Consider the following 17521-nt stretch of genomic DNA (forward strand, 5'->3'; position numbering starts at 1 on the left):
GCCTAGCCGGCAGCCAAGAAGCGATACAGATTGCGAAACATGGCGGCAGTTGCGCCCCAAATGAAGTAATGCCCGTCCGGTTTCTCATTCGGATAGGGCATGGCAAAAAAACGACGCTCGCCGCCTTCCCACCGGAACACACGCACCTGATGGTTCGCGGGATTCATCACGAACGCGAGCGGCACCTCGAAAATCTCGGCGACTTCGAACGTGTCGGCCTGCACGGTGAACGGCGGATGCACGAGGCCGACCACCGGCGTCACGCAGAAACCCGTGCCGGTCAGGTAGTCGGGCAGCGCACCGAGAATCTCGACGCGTTCGGCGGCCAGCCCGATCTCCTCCTTCGCCTCGCGCAACGCGGTGGCGGTCGCGTCGCGATCGAACGGCTCGCGACGACCGCCGGGAAAGCTGATCTGTCCGGCGTGGTCGTTCAGGTGATCGGCGCGCTGCGTCAGCAATACGGTGAGGCCCGATTCGCGGACGACGAGCGGCACGAGGACGGCCGCGCTACGCGGATCGACGCCTTCCTGCAGCCTCGCTTCGCCAGGCTCGACGCTCCATTCGAGCGTGCGCGCGAACCGTTCGCGCAGGCCGGACGGCGTCATCAGCCGGGAATCGATGACCGGCAGGCCGGCGCCGGTGCCTTCGACCGGCAATACTTCGGGATCGATGATGGGGCGGCGATTCAATGGGGCTCTCGGGTTCGTGTCGTGTCGAGCATATTGTCGCGCCAGAATGAAAAAAGCACCCGGTTGGGTGCTTTTTCCTTACAGCCCTTACTCTTGGGAAGCTGCTGCGGCGCGATCCTTCGACACCAGCTTTTCCTTGATACGAGCCGACTTGCCCGAACGCTCGCGCAGGTAGTACAGCTTCGCACGACGCACATCACCGCGACGCTTCACGACGATGCTTGCCAGCAGCGGCGAGTACGTCTGGAACGTACGCTCGACGCCTTCGCCCGACGAGATCTTGCGGACGATGAAGTTCGAGTTCAGACCACGATTGCGAATCGCGATCACGACGCCTTCGTAAGCCTGAACGCGCTTGCGGTTACCTTCAACCACGTTCACGTTCACGATCACCGTGTCGCCCGGGGCGAAATCGGGGATCGTCTTGCCGGCGAGCGCGCGCTCGATTTCTTCCTGCTCAAGTTTTGCGATCAGATTCATTACTGACTCCTTATGCCATCGTGTCGGCGTTCAACCCGCCTGCTTCCAGGCTTGGTCCCGATAGAGGATGGATTCACATCAGGCGCCGCACACGCATGTACGGCACCGCCAATTCCCGCTCGCGCAGCCGCCTCAGGAGGCGTCCTTCGCTTCGCGTGCGAGGTTCGCGAGCCACGCCTCGTCGGCGCGGCTCAACAACTTCTCGCGGCGCGCCCGGACGATCAGGTCCGGCCGCTTCCGCAACGTATTCCTCAATGCTTCCTGACGCCGCCACCGCTCGATCTCGGCATGATGCCCGCCGAGCAGCACGTCCGGCACGCGCACGCCGGCGTATTCCTCGGGGCGCGTGTAGTGCGGGCAATCAAGCAGGCCGTCGGCGAAGCTGTCCTGCACGGCCGACAGCGAATCGTTCAGCACGCCGGGCAGCAACCGCACGACCGCATCCATCATCGCCATCGCCGGCAGTTCGCCGCCCGACAGCACGAAATCGCCGAGGCTGATTTCCTCGTCGACGCAACGGTCGAGCAAGCGCTGATCGATCGCTTCGTAGCGACCGCACAGCACGACGACGCCGGGTTCCTGCGCCATCCGCACCGCACGATCATGCGTGAGCGGCGCGCCTTGCGGCGACATCATCACGACGCGCGTGCTCGCGATGCCCTGCTCCGCCTGCGCCGCTTTCGCGGCGTCGATCGCGGCTTCGAGCGGCCTGGCCAGCATCACCATGCCCGGACCGCCGCCGTACGGACGATCGTCGACCGTGCGGTAGTTGTCCGTCGTGAAATCACGCGGGTTCCAGGTGCGCAGCCCGAAGCGCCCCTGCTTGACGGCCCGGCTGGTGATTCCCCAGTCGGTCAGTGCGCGGAACATCTCGGGAAAGAGCGTGATGACGTCGAACTGCACCGCGCTCTCGGTAACCTGGTTCATTTCAGTAATCGGCTTCCCAGTCGACGACGATGCGACGCGCCGCCTGATCCACCGTTTTGACGTAGACGCCGACGAACGGAATCAACCGCTCGCCGGTGGTCGGCTGACCGTCTTTGCCGGTTGCCGGATACTCGACGCGCATGATCGAATGCACGCCGTTGTCGATCATCCCGCTCACCTTCCCGAGCGCCACCGATTGCTCGTTGACGACATCGAGACCGATCAGGTCGACCCAATAGAATTCGTCCGCGGCCAGTGCCGGGAAATCTTCCCGGCGCACGAACACGCGAAAGCCGCGCATGGACAGCGCAGCATCGCGGTCGCCGACACCCGCGGGTTGCGCAACGACTGTGTCGCTGTGCGTCTTCGACTGCATGATGCGGACGGAAAGCCGCTCCGCACCGCGTTCCAGCCACCAGCGACGCGCGCTGAGCAGCGCGTCGCCACCGCGACCGGCATCGGCATGCGTCGCCACCTTGACCCAGCCCTTCAGGCCGTAGGCGTCGACCACCGCCCCGACCTCGACGACATCGTCGGGCCAGGCTTGCGTCGCTTCGGGGCCGCCCTGTTCGGCAGCCTGACCGGCGTTCGCGACCGTGTCGCGCTCGACCGGCTTGCGGACGAATGCGCCGAATGACGCACGCCCGCGCCTTGCATTACCGGAATCGTGACCCGCCATCAATGCACCTCACAGCCGGCACGACCGGCACACCGCGCCATGTCAGGCAGCCGGTTGCGCCTTTTGCGCTTCCTTCACGAGACGCTGGACGGTCGGCGACAGTTGCGCGCCAACGCCTTGCCAGTACGTCAGGCGATCCTGAGCGATACGCAGCGATTCGCCCTTCGTGGCGACCGGGTTGTAGAAGCCGACGCGCTCGATGAAGCGGCCGTCACGACGGTTGCGCGAATCGGTAGCAACGATGTTGTAGAACGGGCGCTTCTTCGAGCCGCCACGAGCCAGACGGATGATAACCATATGATGTCCTTCGGGAAAACCGGGTTCGAAACTACTGAAACACGCGATTATAGCCGGAAACCAGAGGTACAACAAACACTTACGCGTAAAAATCCGCGGACGGCCCGTCGGCCGGGCCTACAATCGTCGTGTCCAGGATGCGCTCGACCATCATGCCGCCCCTTCGCGCCACCCCGATGCGCCGCGTGCAGCGCCAATTGGCGGCGCTGCTTGCCGGCCTTGCCTGCGTCGCGTCCGCAGCGGCGTTTGCCGCGCCGCTGCCGGTGAACGAACTCGTCGTGCCGCCCGGATTCCATGTGAGCGTGCTGACCGACGCCGTACCGGCCGCGCGCGAAATGGCGTGGTCGCCGCGCGGCAACCTGTATGTCGGCACGCGAGACGGCCGCGTCCACGCGTTCGCAATGCACGAGGGCCGGATCAGCGCGCACTACGTCATCGCGTCCGGGCTCGACATGCCCGTCGGCGTCGCCTATCGCGATGGCGCCCTCTATATATCCGCCGTCTCGCGCATCCTGCGCCTCGACCATATCGACGACCGGCTCGCCAGACCGCCCGCGCCCGTCGTCGTGACCGATGCGCTGCCGACCGACCACCATCACGGCTGGAAATTCATCGCGTTCGGCCCCGACGGCAAGCTGTACGTGCCGGTCGGCGCGCCGTGCAACGCGTGCCTCGCCGATCGCGGCCGCTACGCGATCATCGCGCGGATGAACGCCGACGGCAGCGGGCGTGAAGTGATCGCTCGCGGCATACGCAATACGGTCGGCTTCGCATGGCACCCTGACTCGGGCGAGCTGTGGTTCACCGACAACGGGCGCGACATGATGGGCGACGACGTACCCGACGACAAGCTGAACCGTGCGCCGCGCACCGGCCTCGACTTCGGCTTTCCATACTGCCACGGCGGCGATACGCCCGACCCCGAATTCGGCGGCGCCGACGTCTGTCGTCATTACGTGCCGCCCGTCCTGAAACTCGGCGCGCACGTCGCGGCGCTCGGGATGCGCTTCTATACCGGGACGATGTTTCCGGCGCCCTATCGCAACAATGTCTTCATTGCCGAACACGGCTCGTGGAATCGCAGCACGAAGGTCGGCTACCGCGTGATGCGCGTGATCGCATCGGCGGACGGCAGCCACGCCCGCCAGATACCGTTCATCACGGGCTGGCTGCGACCCGACGGCACCGTATGGGGACGCCCGGCCGATGTATTGCCGCTACCGGACGGCTCGCTGCTCGTCAGCGACGATTACGCCGGCGCGATCTACCGCGTGACCTATGCGGCACCTTGACGCAGGCGAGGCGTGACCGGGCCCGACCGGGCATCGTAGAATGCGTGCCGGGCCGCGCGCCCGCGCCGGCCTGCCGGCCCCGCCCATGCCAACGACAATACGCCGCCATCCATGTCCAGCAGCACCGCATCGCCCCGCCGCTTCCGCTCCAAGACGCTCACCGCCGCCCTCGCGTTCCTGCTCGGATCGCTCGGCGCGCACCGCTTCTATCTGTACGGCTTTCGCGATGTGTACGGCTGGGCCCACCTGCTCGCGACGATCGTCGGCATCCCGGGCTTCCTCCTGCTCGCCGCAACCCAGCGCAGCGCCGGCCTCGGCTGGTGGCTCGCGGTACCCGGCGCAATCTCGCTGCTGGCGGCGTTTCTTGCCGCACTCGTCTACGGGCTGCGCCCCGACGAAAAATGGGATGCGCAATTCAACGCGGACACCGGCAAGCACAGCCGGTCGGGCTGGACCGTGATCTTCGTCGTGATCTTCTCGCTGCTGATCGGCGCGTTCCTGTTGATGACCGCACTCGCGCTGTCGTTCCAGACGTACTTCGAATCGCAGGTCGAAGCAGCCAAGCAGATTTCGCAGTAAGCACGACCCATACGGTCGATACGACACACCGGCGACTGCATGGCTCGCCGGTCAGAACAGGTTCAACTGCATGTCGTCGCGCGGCTTCGCGCCGGCCGCACGCACCGCGACACGCGGTGCCGGCACCCCGGCGGCAGGCGCACCGCTGAACCGCGACAGATCGAGGATACCGTTCGTGCGTTCGTTCAACCCGAGCCGCTTGACGGCCTGGCGGAAGCGCTGCCGCAACAGGTCGGCCCAGATCCCCTCGCCCTTCATCCGTTTCGAGAAATCGGAGTCGTAATCCTTGCCGCCGCGCATGTCACGTACGCGGTTCATCACGCGCTCCGCGCGATCGGGAAAATGCGCGGCAAGCCATTGCTTGAACAATGGCGCAACCTCCCACGGCAACCTCAGGATGATGTAGCTCGCATGCGTCGCGCCGGCTTCCGCACAGGCCTCCAGCACGCGCTCCATGTCGGGCTCGGTCACGAACGGAATCACCGGTGCAATGCTCACGCCGACCGGCACGCCCGCATCTCGCAGCGCGCGGATCGTGCGCAGCCGCCGCGCCGGCGTGGCCGCACGCGGCTCCAGCGTGCGCGCGAGCTCGGCATCGAGCGTCGTGATCGTGACCGCCGCCATCACCTGCCCGCGTTCGGCCATCGGTGCGAGCAGGTCGAGATCGCGCTCGATCAGCGACGATTTCGTGATCGCCGCGAACGGCAGCCCGCGATCGTGCATCACCTGGATCACGCTGCGCGTAATGCGCAGGTCGCGCTCGACCGGCTGGTATGCGTCGGTGTTGACGCCGAGCGCGATCGGCTCCGGCACGTAGCGCTTGCGCGAAATCTCGCGCTCGAGCAGTTCGGCCGCATTCACCTTCGCGTAGATGCGGCTTTCGAAATCGAGCCCCGGCGACAGCCCGAGGTAGCTGTGCGTCGGCCGCGCGAAGCAGTAGATACAACCGTGCTCGCAGCCGCGATACGGATTGAGCGACACGCTGAACGGAATATCGGGCGACTGATTGTGCGTCAGGATGCTCTTCGCCCGCTCCTCGAATACCTGCGTGCGCAGCGGCGCGGGGAAATCGGCATCGTCGGACTCGTGCGTCCAGCCGTCGTCCACCGCTTCGCGCTGCGCGATTTCGTACCGCCCCTGCAAGTTGTCGACCGCACCGCGCCCCTTGCGGGGCACGGGCGGCGCTACCGGAAATTCGTTGTCGGACCGATCGTCCATGTGCCCACCCATTCGCCTGCGCCCAATACTGTACATTTATACAGTATTGGGCGCAGCATGCCAAGGGCGGGATAAAGGGCCCGACAAACGGGCCGCCGGTACGTCACTCGCCGACGGCGATCGTCAGCGTTTCCTTGATTTCTTCCATCACGACGTAGCTCTTCGACTGCACGGCACCGGGCAACTGCAGCAGGATGTCGCCGAGCAGCTTCCGGTAGTCGGCCATCTCGCCGATCCGCGCCTTGATCAGGTAGTCGAAATCGCCGGAAACGAGATGGCATTCGAGCACCTCGTCGATCTTCATCACTTCCCGGCGGAATTGCTCGAACATGTTGCCGCCCTTGTGGCCGAGCGTGATCTCGACGAACACCAGCAGCGCTGCGCCCAGCTGGCCCGGGTCGACCCGCGCGTGATAACCGGTGATCACGCCGTCGCGCTCCATGCGCCGCACGCGCTCGATGCACGGCGTGACGGTCAGTCCGACCTGTTCCGCGAGATCTTTCATCGCCATCCGGCCGTCGTCCTGGAGCAGTTTCAGAATGCGCCGGTCGAGCTTGTCGAGCGAGCGTACGGGCTGACGTTGCGTTCTCATTTGTTTATGCTGAAAACCGAAAAAATACGATAACAAAAACTGCACATTCGACAATACCATAGCTCGAAAAACTAGATCAGCTAGAGGTTACACGGAGCCGCAGGTGCGCCCGGCCTCAATCTGGTCCCTTCCATCTGGAGCAGCTATGCGAGTCGTCATTCTGGGCAGCGGTGTAGTGGGCGTGGCAAGCGCGTATTACCTTGCGCGCGCCGGCCATGAAGTCACTGTGATCGACCGGGAAGCCGGCCCGGCGCTGGAGACGAGCTTCGCGAACGCAGGCCAGATCTCGCCCGGCTATGCCGCGCCGTGGGCCGCGCCCGGCGTGCCGCTGAAGGCCGTCAAGTGGATGTTCGAAAAGCACGCGCCGCTCGCGATCCGCCTCGACGGCACGCGCTTCCAGCTCCAGTGGATGTATCAGATGCTGCGCAACTGCACGGCCGAGCGCTATGCGGTCAACAAGGGGCGCATGGTCCGTCTCGCCGAATACAGCCGCGACTGCCTGCAGGCGCTGCGTGCCGACACCGGCATCCAGTACGAAGGCCGCACGGGCGGCACGCTGCAACTGTTCCGCACGCAGCAGCAACTCGACGGCGCGGCGAAGGACATCGCCGTGCTGCAGGAAGCGAACGTGCCGTTCGAACTGCTGTCGCCGGCCGAACTGAAAAAAGCCGAACCGGCGCTCGCCGCCGTCTCGCACAAGCTGACGGGCGGCCTGCGCCTGCCGGGCGACGAAACAGGCGATTGCCAGCTGTTCACGACGCGCCTCGCCGCCCTCGCCGAATCGCTCGGCGTCAAGTTCCGCTACAACACGCCGATCGATGCGCTCGCGATCGCGGGCGGCAAGATCGCCGGCGTGCAGTGCGGCAGCGAGACGGTGCGTGCCGACGCGTACGTCGTCGCGCTCGGCTCGTATTCGACCCGCTTCATCTCGAACCTGATGAAGATTCCCGTCTATCCGCTCAAGGGCTATTCGATCACCGCGCCGATCGTCAACGAAGCCGCCGCGCCCGTGTCGACCGTGCTCGACGAGACCTACAAGATCGCGATCACGCGCTTCGACCAGCGCATCCGCGTCGGCGGCATGGCGGAAATCGTCGGCTTCGACAAGACGCTGCGCGCGGCGCGCCGCGAAACGCTCGAGATGTGCGTGAACGACCTGTTCCCGGGCGGCGGCGATACGTCGAAGGCCACGTTCTGGACAGGCCTGCGCCCGATGACACCGGACGGCACGCCGATCGTCGGCCGCACGCCGGTGTCGAACCTGTTCCTGAACACCGGCCACGGCACGCTCGGCTGGACGATGTCGTGCGGCTCGGGCCAACTGCTCGCGGACCTGATCTCGGGCAAGATGCCCGCGATCCAGGCCGACGACCTGTCGGTGCATCGTTATCTGAAGGACGTGCCCAGCCAGACGCGCCCGGCATACGCGTAAATCGGAACGGCCCGCGATGCGGGCCCGTTGCATCAGCGAAAAAGGCGCCCGAGGGCGCCTTTTTCGCTTCGGCGGCTGCGACGTGCAGCGACCGCGAATGTCGATTCGGCACGAGGCTTCAGTCAACGTGCGCATGCTGCCGTCGCACGGCGATCGAATCGACGCTACCAGTCGTGCGTGCGCGACGATACGTTCCGCACGGCACGGTACGATCCGGAATCTTCCTGACGAGCGACGCTCGCGCCGCTTCGCTTCGGCGAAAAAGCGTCAACCTATTTCAGGACGGAACAAATACAACAAAAAAAGGGCGCTCGTCGCGCCCCTCTTCTCGTGTGCTTTACCGCTGAAGCGTCACGCCGCGTCAGCCGAGCTCGGTCACGAGCTCCGGCACGAGCGAGAACAGATCGCCGACGAGGCCATAGTCGGCCACGCTGAAGATCGGCGCTTCCGGATCCTTGTTGATCGCGACGATCACCTTCGAATCCTTCATCCCGGCCAGATGCTGGATCGCGCCCGAGATACCGACCGCGATGTACAGCTGCGGCGCGACGATCTTGCCGGTCTGGCCGACCTGGTAGTCGTTCGGCACATAGCCGGCGTCGACTGCCGCGCGCGATGCGCCGAGTGCAGCCGACAGCTTGTCCGCCAGCGGCTCCAGCACCTTCGTGTAGTTCTCGCCGCTGCCCAGACCGCGGCCGCCCGACACGATGATGCTCGCCGACGTCAGCTCCGGACGGTCCAGCTTCGTCACTTCACGGCTGACGAACTGCGACTTGCCGGCGTCGGCTGCCGCTTCGATCTTCTCGACCGCTGCGCTGCCGCCTTCCGCCGCCACCGGATCGAAGCCCGTCGCACGCACCGTGATGACCTTGATCGGGTCGCTCGACTGCACCGTCGCGATCGCGTTGCCCGCGTAGATCGGGCGCTCGAACGTGTCGGCCGAATCGACCGCCGTGATGTCCGAGATCTGCGCAACGTCCAGCTTCGCGGCGATACGCGGCGCGATGTTCTTGCCGTAGGCCGTCGCCGGCGCGAGGATGTGCGAGTAGTCCTTTGCAATGTTCAGCGCGGTCGCTTCGACGTTTTCCGCGAGGCCTGCTTCGAGCTGCGGCGCGTCGGCCAGCAGCACCTTCGACACACCTGCGATCTTCGCGGCCGCGTCGGCAGCCGCTTGCGCGTTGTGGCCCGCGACCAGCACGTGGATGTCGCCGCCGATCTTCGCAGCAGCCGCCACCGTGTTCAGCGTCGCGGCCTTGATCGACGCGTTGTCGTGTTCTGCAATCACCAGAATCGTCATTTCTTTCCGCTCCCTCTTACAGCACCTTGGCTTCGGTCTTCAGCTTCTCGACCAGCGTCTTCACGTCCGGCACCTTCACGCCGGCTGCGCGCTTCGGCGGCTCGGCCACCTTCAGCGTCTTCAGACGCGGCGTGACGTCAACGCCCAGGTCTTCCGGCTTCACCGTTTCGAGCGGCTTCTTCTTCGCCTTCATGATGTTCGGCAGCGTCACGTAGCGCGGCTCGTTCAGGCGCAGGTCGGTCGTCACGACCGCCGGCAGCGTCAGCGACAGCGTTTCCGCGCCGCCGTCCACTTCACGGGCGACCGTTGCCTTGCCGTCGGCGATCGTCACCTTCGACGCGAACGTCGCTTGCGGGAAACCTGCCAGCGCCGCCAGCATCTGGCCCGTCTGGTTCGAGTCGTCGTCGATCGCCTGCTTGCCGAGGATCACGAGCTGCGGCTGTTCCTTGTCGACCAGCGCCTTCAGGATCTTCGCGACGGCCAGCGGCTCGACGCTGTCGTTCGACTCGACGAGGATCGCGCGATCCGCTCCAATCGCCAGCGCCGTGCGCAGCGTTTCCTGCGCTTGCGCGACGCCCACCGACACCGCGATCACTTCGGTCGCCACGCCCGCTTCCTTCAGGCGCACGGCTTCTTCAACGGCGATTTCGTCGAACGGGTTCATCGACATCTTCACGTTCGCGATGTCGACACCCGTGTTGTCCGACTTCACGCGGACCTTCACGTTGTAGTCGACCACTCTTTTCACTGGCACCAGGATTTTCATGCACACGCTCCAAAGTTACGAATACGACCAGAGGCCATTTTATAGCGCGACCTCATGACTGCGCGGCCAGGCGGCCCCAACCATCATGGTTGTCGAGGATACCGCTTCTTGGCGACGCGCCAATGATAGCGAACGGTCGTTCTATTTTAAAAGAGAAAAAACCCGGACGCAAAGCCCGGGTTTTCGATCATCGACTCTAATCCCGCCGGGCGTCCGCGCTCCACCGTTACCAGGCAGCAACGACCGCGCCGCCGAACTTGCCTTCGATGAACTGCTTCACGTCGGCCGAGTGATACGCCGCAATCAGCTTGGCGACCCACGGCTTGTTCCGGTCCGCCTCGCGGATCGCAAGGATGTTCGCGTACGGGCCGTTGGGGCCCTCGATCGCGATCGCGTCCTGCTTCGGTTTCAACCCCGCTTCCATCGCGTAGTTGGTATTGATCGCGGCCGCGTCGACGTCGCCGAGCGAGCGCGGGATCTGCGCCGCATCGAGCTCGACGATTTTCAGCTTGCGCGGATTGTCGACGATATCGAGCGGCGTCGCCTTCAGCCCAGCATCCGCGCGCAGCTTCAACAGCCCCTGCTTCTGCAGCAACAGCAGCGCGCGGCCGCCATTGGTCGGATCGTTCGGAACCGCGACGCGCGCGCCCGGCTTCAGTTCGGCCAGCGACTTCACGCGCTTCGAATAGATGCCCATCGGGAACGTGACGGTGTCCGCGACCTTGAGCAGCTTGTAGCCGCGATCCTTCACCTGCGCCTGCAGATACGGATCGTGCTGGTAGCTGTTCGCGTCGAGGTCGCCCGACGCGAGCGCCGCGTTCGGCTGCACGTAATCGGAGAATTCGACGATGCGGATCTCCAGGCCGTCCTTCGCCGCGACCTTCTTCACCACTTCCATGATCTGCGCGTGCGGACCGCCCGTCACCCCCACCTTGATGGTTTCGGCCCGGGCATGTGCGCCCGCGAACAGCGCGGCCGCGCCCAGCGCCGCCGCAAACTTCAGCATGAAGCGTCGTTGCATCGTGTCTTTCCTATCGGATCGGTTTGGTCTTATTTGTGGCTCAGCCGGCGCACCAGCCAGTCGCCGAACGATTGCACGATCTGCACGAACACGATCAGGATCGCGACGACCGTCCACATCACTTCCGGCAGATAGCGCTGGTAACCGTAGCGGATCCCGAGATCGCCGAGCCCGCCGCCGCCGATCGCACCCGCCATCGCCGAATAGCCGACGAGCGACACGAACGTGATCGTCAGGCCCGCGACGACGCCCGGCAGCGATTCGGGCAACAGCACCTTGAATACGATCTGCGACGTGGTCGCGCCCATCGACTGCGCGGCCTCGATCAGCCCGCGATCGACCTCGCGCAGCGCCGTTTCGACGAGACGTGCGATGAACGGCGCGGCCGCGAGCGTCAGCGGCACGACCGCCGCGGCCGTGCCGATCGACGAACCGGTGACGAGCCGCGTAAACGGAATCACCGCGACCAGCAGGATGATGAACGGCGTCGAGCGGACCGCGTTCACGATGCCGCCGAGCACGCGATTCACCGCCAGGTTCTGCAACACGCCCTGGCGATCGGTCAGGTAGAGCAGCACGCCGAGCGGCAGGCCGACGAGCGCGCCGACCGCCCCGGAGATGCCGACCATGATCAGCGTCTCCCAGAACGACTGCACGAACATATCGAACATCTCACTCAACATACGAAAGCTCCTCTACCACCACACCTTGCTCGCGCAGGAACGCGAGCGCCTGCCCGACCTTGCCCGGCTCGCCGCCGGCGAGCACCGCGAGCGAACCGAATGCCTGCCCCTGGATCTCGTCGATCTGGCCGTGCAGGATGTTGAAATCGAGTTCGTACCGGCGGATCGTCTCCGACAGGATCGGCTGGTCAACACCCGAGCCCGTGAACGCGAGCCGCAGCAGATGCCCGCTGCCCGTCTTCAGCCGCTCGGCCACGCGCGCCTTCAGCGCGGGCGGCAGTTCCTGCGCGATCACGTCGCCGATCAGCGCGCGCGTGACTTCGTGATGCGGTTGCAGGAACACGTCGATCACGCGGCCCTCTTCGACCACGCGCCCCGCGTCGAGCACCGCGACGCGATCGCAGACCTGCTTGATCACTTCCATCTGGTGCGTGATCAGCACGATCGTCAGTCCGAGTTCGCGGTTGATGCGCTTGAGCAGATCGAGGATCGAACGCGTGGTTTCGGGATCGAGCGCGGACGTCGCCTCGTCCGACAGCAGCACCTTCGGCTGGCTCGCCAGCGCGCGGGCGATGCCGACGCGCTGCTTCTGGCCGCCGCTGATCTGCGCCGGATAGCGATCCTTCTGCGCGGACAGCCCGACCAGGTCGAGCAGCGGCAACACGGCGGCCTCGATGTCGGCACGGCTCGCGCCGGCCAGTTCGAGCGGCAGCGCAACGTTGTCGAACACCGTGCGCGACGACAGCAGGTTGAAGTGCTGGAAGATCATGCCGATCTCGCGGCGCGCCTCGCGCAGCGCAGCGGCCGACAGCAGCATCAGGTCACGCCCGCCGACGACGACATTGCCTTCGGTCGGCCGCGTGAGCAGGTTGATGGTGCGCACGAGCGTGCTCTTGCCGGCGCCGCTTCGGCCGATGATGCCGAACACCTCGCCTTGCGGGATCGTCAGGTTGACGTTGCGCAACGCTTCGACCCAACCGCCCGGGCCGGGGAAACGCTGCGAAAGATTGCGTAATTCGATCATGTAAACAAAACGGCGGCCGGCCGGCGAGTTGGCCCGCCAGTCGGCCGCCGATGCATCTGGAATAGCCGGCGATTTTACCGCAAACCCCTCATTCCCCTTAATAATCGATTTCGATCTTTTCATAACCGGACGAAATTAGAGGAGCGCCGCTTCGCCCCTATGGGAAGGTCGCGACTATGATCGGGAACGCACTTGCCAACGAACCGGAGACACGCCAGATGAGCGCCACCACCACGCCGGCCGCCGCACCCGCCGCCATCGCCGGATCGGCGCCTTCGGCGCCCGCGCCGCACATGGGCCGGCTGCGTACCGCGGACGGGCTCGAACTGGCGTCGTACCGCTGGCCGGCCGGCGACGGCAGCGTGCCGCCGCGCGCGACGATCGCGCTCGTGCACGGCCTCGCCGAACACGCGGGCCGCTATGCCGCGCTCGCCGGCCGGCTGAACGCAGCCGGCATCGACGTGCTTGCGATCGATCTGCGCGGGCATGGCCAGTCGCCGGGCAAACGCGTGTGGGTCGAGCGTTTCGACGGCTACCTGAACGACGCGGATGCGCTGGTCGCCGAAGCCGCGCGCGGCGATGCGCCGCTGTTCCTGATGGGGCACAGCATGGGCGGCGCGATCGCGGCGCTCTATGCGATCGAACGTGCACCGGCTCGCGGCCACGCGCTGGCCGGCCTCGTGCTGTCGAGCCCGGCGCTTGCGCCGGGGCGCGACGTGCCGCGCTGGATGCTTGCGCTCAGCCGCCTCATCAGCCGTGCATGGCCTACTTTCCCCGCGATCAGGATCGATGCGGCCCTGCTGTCGCGCGATCCGGCCGTCGTCGCGGCCAATCGCGCCGACCCGCTCGTGCATCACGGCGCCGTGCCCGCCCGCACCGGCGCGGAGATCCTCGATGCGATGGCGCGCATCGAGAGCGGCCGCGGTGCGCTGCGCGTGCCGGTGCTCGTCTATCACGGCACGGAGGACAAGCTGACCGAACCCGACGGCAGCCGGGCGTTCGGCGCGCACGTCGGTTCGCCCGATCGTACGCTGACGCTGTACGAAGGCGGCTTCCACGAAACGATGAACGATCTCGAACGCGACCGCGTGATCGACGCGCTGATCGCGTGGATTCATGCGCGCGTGCCGGCGCGCTGAACGCGCCCGGCCCGGCCGGTCAATCGCGAATCAGATCCCGGCCAGCACGCGCAGGTGCGCGACGACGCTGCGCCCGAGCGCGGACAGGTTGTAGCCGCCCTCGAGGCAACTGACGATACGGCCCTGCGCATGCCGGCGCGCCACGTCGACGATCCGCGCGGTCAGCCATTCGAAATCGGCTTCGACGAGGCCGAGATTGCCGATATCGTCCTCGCGATGCGCATCGAAGCCGGCCGACACGAACAGCATCTGCGGCTTGAACGCGTCGAGGCGCGGCAGCCAGAACATGTCGACGGCTTCGCGGATCGCCATCCCGTTGCTGCGTGCGGGCATCGGCAGGTTGACCATGTTCGGCGCCTGATGATCGACGCCCGAGAACGGATACAGCGGATGCTGGAAGAAGCTGCACATCAGCACGCGCTCGTCGTTCGCGAACGCCGCCTCGGTGCCGTTGCCGTGATGCACGTCGAAATCGACGATCGCGACGCGCTCGATGCCGTGTACGTCGAGGGCGTGCCGCGCGGCGATCGCGACGTTGTTGAAGAAGCAGAAGCCCATCGCGCGCGCGGGCTCCGCATGGTGGCCGGGTGGACGGACGCCGCAGAACGCATTCGCATAGCGGCCTTCGATCACCGCGTCGGTCGCCGCAATCGCGGCGCCGGCCGCGCGCAGCGCCGCGCGCCACGTGTCGCGATTCATCAGCGTGTCGGGATCGATCTCGACGTAACCGTCGACCGGCGTCATGCTCCGGATGTAGTCGATGTGCGCCTGCGTATGCACCCGGCCCAGCGCGACCTCGCTCGCGAACGGTGCGGTTTCGTGCACGATCAGGTCGTCGATGCGGCTCGCAATCAATTGATCCTGGATCGCCGACAGGCGGGCCGGACATTCCGGATGCCATTCCCCCATCTCGTGCAGCATGCAGTCGGGGTGCGTATAGAAAGCGGTTGCCATAAGCTGTCATCCGCGGCGCACGGTGCGTCGCAGGTCTCCATCAATGATGTCCATCGTCTGCCGCGAATTCGCCGCTAACTTACCACAACGGGGGCCAGCTTCGGCCCGGCGCGCCGGATGCGTCGGGTATACTGCGCCGAACACAATCGCCCTGTCCGCCCGCTTCGACATGAATTCCAGCAAGCCTGCCGCCCTTCTTTCCGCGCTGTTCCGGGTTCGCGCTCCGCTCGTCGCCGCTGCCCTCGCCGCTGCCCTCGGCACCGCACCTGCCGTCGCGCAGACGCAGCCGGCGAAGCCCGCCGGCACGCTCGTCGCCCAAGCCCAACCGCAGCAGGAGACGCCGCAAGGCCAGACCTTCGAAGAGGAAATCGTTCCACAGCGTTACGCGAACAATGCGAAGGTCGACGCGTTCATCGACGAGATGGTGAGCCGCAACGGCTTCGATTCGGCAAGCCTGCATGCGCTGTTCTCGCGCATCAGCTACTCGGCGACGGCCGTCAAGCTCGTGAAGCCGGCCCCGTCGCCGACGGTCAAGAACTGGCGCGTCTATCGCTCGCGCTTCATCGAGCCGATCCGCATCAACGCGGGCGTGAAGTTCTGGAAAGCGAACCAGGCCACGCTGCAGCGCGCGTCCGAGCAGTTCGGCGTGCCGCCCGAGGTGATCGTCGGCATCATCGGCGTCGAGACCATCTATGGCCGCTACATGGGCAATTTCCGCGTGCTCGACGCGCTGACGACGCTCACGTTCGACTACCCGGACACGCCGAACCGCGACAGCCGCCAGGCCACGTTCCGCAAGAACCTCGAAGACTTCCTGGTCTGGACCCGCGACAACCAGCTCGACCCCACCACCGTGCTCGGCTCGTACACCGGCGCGATCGGGATTCCGCAGTTCCTGCCGAGCAGCATCCGCGAATATGCGGTCGACTTCGACGGCACGGGCCACGTCGATCTGCGCAGCAGTCCTGTCGATGCGATCGGCAGTGTCGCGAACTACCTGAAGCAGCACGGCTGGGAAACGGACCGTCCGATGGTCTGGCAGATCACGCCCGATACAGGCAGCCTGGGCATCGCGCAGGCCGCCGCCGACGGCCAGCCCGAGCCGCACTGGGCGCTGTCGCAGCTGCTGCGTGCGGGCATGACGTTGAACGAGCCGACGGTCAACATCACGACCGAAGCCGGCACGCCGGTCACCGTGGTCGACTTGCCGACGCCCGGGCGCGCGACCGAATACATGCTTGGCCTGAAGAACTTCTATGTGCTGACGCGCTACAACCGGAGTTTCTTCTACGCGCTCACCGTGTACCAGCTCGGCGAGGCAGTGAAAGCGCAGATGGAAGCGAGCGGCGCGCTGCAACCCGCCGCTGCCGGAACGCAGTCGCAGTAAGCACTGGCCGCCCAAAGAAAAAGCGCCGCAGAAGCGGCGCTTTTTTTATCGATGCGCGGGCCGCGCCCCCATTCGCTCAGGCGGGAAACACGCCCGTGGACAAGTAGCGGTCGCCACGATCGCAGACGATGAACACGATCGTCGCATCCTCGACCTGGCGCGCAATGCGCAACGCGACTTCGCATGCGCCGCCCGACGAAATGCCCGCGAAGATACCTTCGACCGCCGCGAGCCGGCGCGTCATCGTTTCCGACGCAGCCTGACTCACGCTCTCGACGCGGTCGACGCGGCTGCGATCGAAAATGGTCGGCATGTACGCTTCCGGCCACTTGCGAATGCCCGGAATACGCGAGCCGTCTTCCGGCTGCGCACCGACGATCTCGATCGCCGGATTCTGTTCCTTCAGGTAGCGCGACGTGCCCATGATCGTGCCCGTCGTGCCCATGGCCGACACGAAGTGCGTGATACGCCCCTCGGTATCTCGCCAGATCTCCGGCCCCGTTCCTTCGTAGTGCGCGACGGGATTGTCGGGGTTGCCGAACTGGTCGAGGATCACGCCCTTGCCTTCGCGCTGCATCTGTTCCGCGAGGTCGCGCGCCAGTTCCATCCCGCCCTTCACCGGCGTCAGGATGATTTCGGCGCCATACGCCGCCATGCTCTGGCGGCGCTCGACCGACAGATCCTCCGGCATGATCAGCACCATCTTGTAGCCGCGGATCGCCGCGGCCATCGCGAGCGCGATGCCCGTGTTGCCGCTCGTCGCCTCGATCAGCGTATCGCCCGGCTTGATGCGCCCGCGCGCCTCGGCCTTGCCGATCATCGACAGCGCCGGGCGATCCTTCACGGAACCTGCCGGATTGTTGCCCTCGAGCTTCGCGAGCACCACGTTGTTGCGGGCGCGAATCTCGTCGTCCGGCAGGCGGACCAGTTGCACGAGCGGCGTATTGCCGATCGTGTCTTCGATAGTTTTGTAAGCCATGGATATACCGTGAGTACGAGGCCGATCAATCGATCGATTGTAAACCAGCACCAGCACGCGCGCCGGCAACCCCATTGCGACGATGG

19 protein-coding genes are annotated in these 17521 nt (G+C 65.7%); 5 read left to right on the forward strand and 14 right to left on the reverse strand.

The annotated features are described in order from the left end of the window. Window positions 1–2: 2 nt before the first annotated feature. The 5 genes from WS89_RS13915 to rpsP form a co-directional block, all read right to left on the reverse strand. On the reverse strand, window positions 3–689 hold the full coding sequence (locus tag WS89_RS13915; RefSeq protein ID WP_059501654.1) for a CoA pyrophosphatase: 687 nt from the start codon (window positions 687–689) through the stop codon (window positions 3–5). 87 nt (window positions 690–776) lie between these two features. Continuing rightward, entirely contained in the window at window positions 777–1169 is a 393-nt protein-coding gene (gene rplS / locus WS89_RS13920) for a 50S ribosomal protein L19 (protein WP_006486838.1), read from the reverse strand. Between the two features lie 132 nt (window positions 1170–1301). Then, window positions 1302–2096 carry a tRNA (guanosine(37)-N1)-methyltransferase TrmD gene (gene trmD, locus WS89_RS13925; protein WP_059501656.1) on the reverse strand — a complete coding sequence of 265 codons (795 nt, stop codon included), beginning with the start codon at window positions 2094–2096 and terminating at the stop codon, window positions 1302–1304. Between the two features lies 1 nt (window position 2097). Further along, entirely contained in the window at window positions 2098–2775 is a 678-nt protein-coding gene (gene rimM / locus WS89_RS13930) for a ribosome maturation factor RimM (protein ID WP_059791512.1), read from the reverse strand. Between the two features lie 42 nt (window positions 2776–2817). Continuing rightward, a complete protein-coding gene (gene rpsP / locus WS89_RS13935) occupies window positions 2818–3072 on the reverse strand; it encodes a 30S ribosomal protein S16 (protein WP_006476550.1) in 255 nt (84 codons plus the stop codon). A gap of 152 nt (window positions 3073–3224) precedes the next feature. Between rpsP and WS89_RS13940 the strand changes: the two genes are divergently transcribed. Both WS89_RS13940 and WS89_RS13945 read left to right on the forward strand, forming a co-directional pair. Further along, window positions 3225–4364, forward strand: a complete 1140-nt coding sequence (locus WS89_RS13940) for a PQQ-dependent sugar dehydrogenase (RefSeq protein WP_059791940.1) — start codon at window positions 3225–3227, stop codon at window positions 4362–4364. Between the two features lie 111 nt (window positions 4365–4475). After that, window positions 4476–4943 carry an NINE protein gene (locus WS89_RS13945; RefSeq protein WP_059791513.1) on the forward strand — a complete coding sequence of 156 codons (468 nt, stop codon included), beginning with the start codon at window positions 4476–4478 and terminating at the stop codon, window positions 4941–4943. A gap of 51 nt (window positions 4944–4994) precedes the next feature. On the opposite strand, the gene WS89_RS13950 is transcribed toward WS89_RS13945, so the two are convergent. Continuing rightward, window positions 4995–6173 (reverse strand): PA0069 family radical SAM protein, encoded by a 1179-nt coding sequence (locus WS89_RS13950; protein ID WP_059791515.1) that lies wholly within the window; start codon window positions 6171–6173, stop codon window positions 4995–4997. A 91-nt stretch (window positions 6174–6264) separates the two neighbouring features. Next, complete coding sequence (locus WS89_RS13955; RefSeq protein WP_012492860.1) at window positions 6265–6753, reverse strand: Lrp/AsnC ligand binding domain-containing protein; 489 nt, start codon at window positions 6751–6753, stop codon at window positions 6265–6267. A 145-nt stretch (window positions 6754–6898) separates the two neighbouring features. Here WS89_RS13955 and WS89_RS13960 point away from each other — a divergent pair, with 145 nt between their 5' ends. Continuing rightward, a complete protein-coding gene (locus WS89_RS13960; protein WP_059501664.1) occupies window positions 6899–8185 on the forward strand; it encodes a D-amino acid dehydrogenase in 1287 nt (428 codons plus the stop codon). Window positions 8186–8546: 361 nt separating this feature from the next. Here WS89_RS13960 and WS89_RS13965 read toward each other — a convergent pair whose 3' ends face one another. From WS89_RS13965 to WS89_RS13985, 5 genes are all read right to left on the reverse strand, one after another. Next, entirely contained in the window at window positions 8547–9482 is a 936-nt protein-coding gene (locus WS89_RS13965) for an electron transfer flavoprotein subunit alpha/FixB family protein (protein WP_059791517.1), read from the reverse strand. Between the two features lie 16 nt (window positions 9483–9498). Beyond that, window positions 9499–10248: an electron transfer flavoprotein subunit beta/FixA family protein gene (locus WS89_RS13970; protein ID WP_059791519.1), complete on the reverse strand. Its 750-nt coding sequence runs from the start codon at window positions 10246–10248 to the stop codon at window positions 9499–9501. A 226-nt stretch (window positions 10249–10474) separates the two neighbouring features. After that, window positions 10475–11269: a MetQ/NlpA family ABC transporter substrate-binding protein gene (locus tag WS89_RS13975; RefSeq protein ID WP_059791521.1), complete on the reverse strand. Its 795-nt coding sequence runs from the start codon at window positions 11267–11269 to the stop codon at window positions 10475–10477. 29 nt (window positions 11270–11298) lie between these two features. Next, a complete protein-coding gene (locus WS89_RS13980; protein ID WP_006486982.1) occupies window positions 11299–11952 on the reverse strand; it encodes a methionine ABC transporter permease in 654 nt (217 codons plus the stop codon). Next, window positions 11942–12976 (reverse strand): methionine ABC transporter ATP-binding protein, encoded by a 1035-nt coding sequence (locus tag WS89_RS13985; RefSeq protein WP_059791522.1) that lies wholly within the window; start codon window positions 12974–12976, stop codon window positions 11942–11944. The genes WS89_RS13980 and WS89_RS13985 overlap by 11 nt, the downstream gene beginning before the upstream one ends. 218 nt (window positions 12977–13194) lie before the next feature. On the opposite strand from WS89_RS13985, the gene WS89_RS13990 reads away from it, so the two are divergent. Then, a complete protein-coding gene (locus WS89_RS13990) occupies window positions 13195–14115 on the forward strand; it encodes an alpha/beta hydrolase (protein ID WP_059501726.1) in 921 nt (306 codons plus the stop codon). Between the two features lie 30 nt (window positions 14116–14145). On the opposite strand, the gene WS89_RS13995 is transcribed toward WS89_RS13990, so the two are convergent. Continuing rightward, entirely contained in the window at window positions 14146–15069 is a 924-nt protein-coding gene (locus tag WS89_RS13995) for a histone deacetylase family protein (RefSeq protein ID WP_034206723.1), read from the reverse strand. Window positions 15070–15112: 43 nt separating this feature from the next. Between WS89_RS13995 and mltB the strand changes: the two genes are divergently transcribed. After that, on the forward strand, window positions 15113–16456 hold the full coding sequence (gene mltB, locus WS89_RS14000) for a lytic murein transglycosylase B (protein WP_082741860.1): 1344 nt from the start codon (window positions 15113–15115) through the stop codon (window positions 16454–16456). Window positions 16457–16532: 76 nt separating this feature from the next. Here mltB and cysM read toward each other — a convergent pair whose 3' ends face one another. Beyond that, a complete protein-coding gene (gene cysM, locus WS89_RS14005) occupies window positions 16533–17435 on the reverse strand; it encodes a cysteine synthase CysM (protein ID WP_059791526.1) in 903 nt (300 codons plus the stop codon). Between the last annotated feature and the right edge of the window lie 86 nt (window positions 17436–17521).

The organism is Burkholderia sp. MSMB1072 (assembly GCF_001524725.1).
GTDB lineage: Bacteria > Pseudomonadota > Gammaproteobacteria > Burkholderiales > Burkholderiaceae > Burkholderia.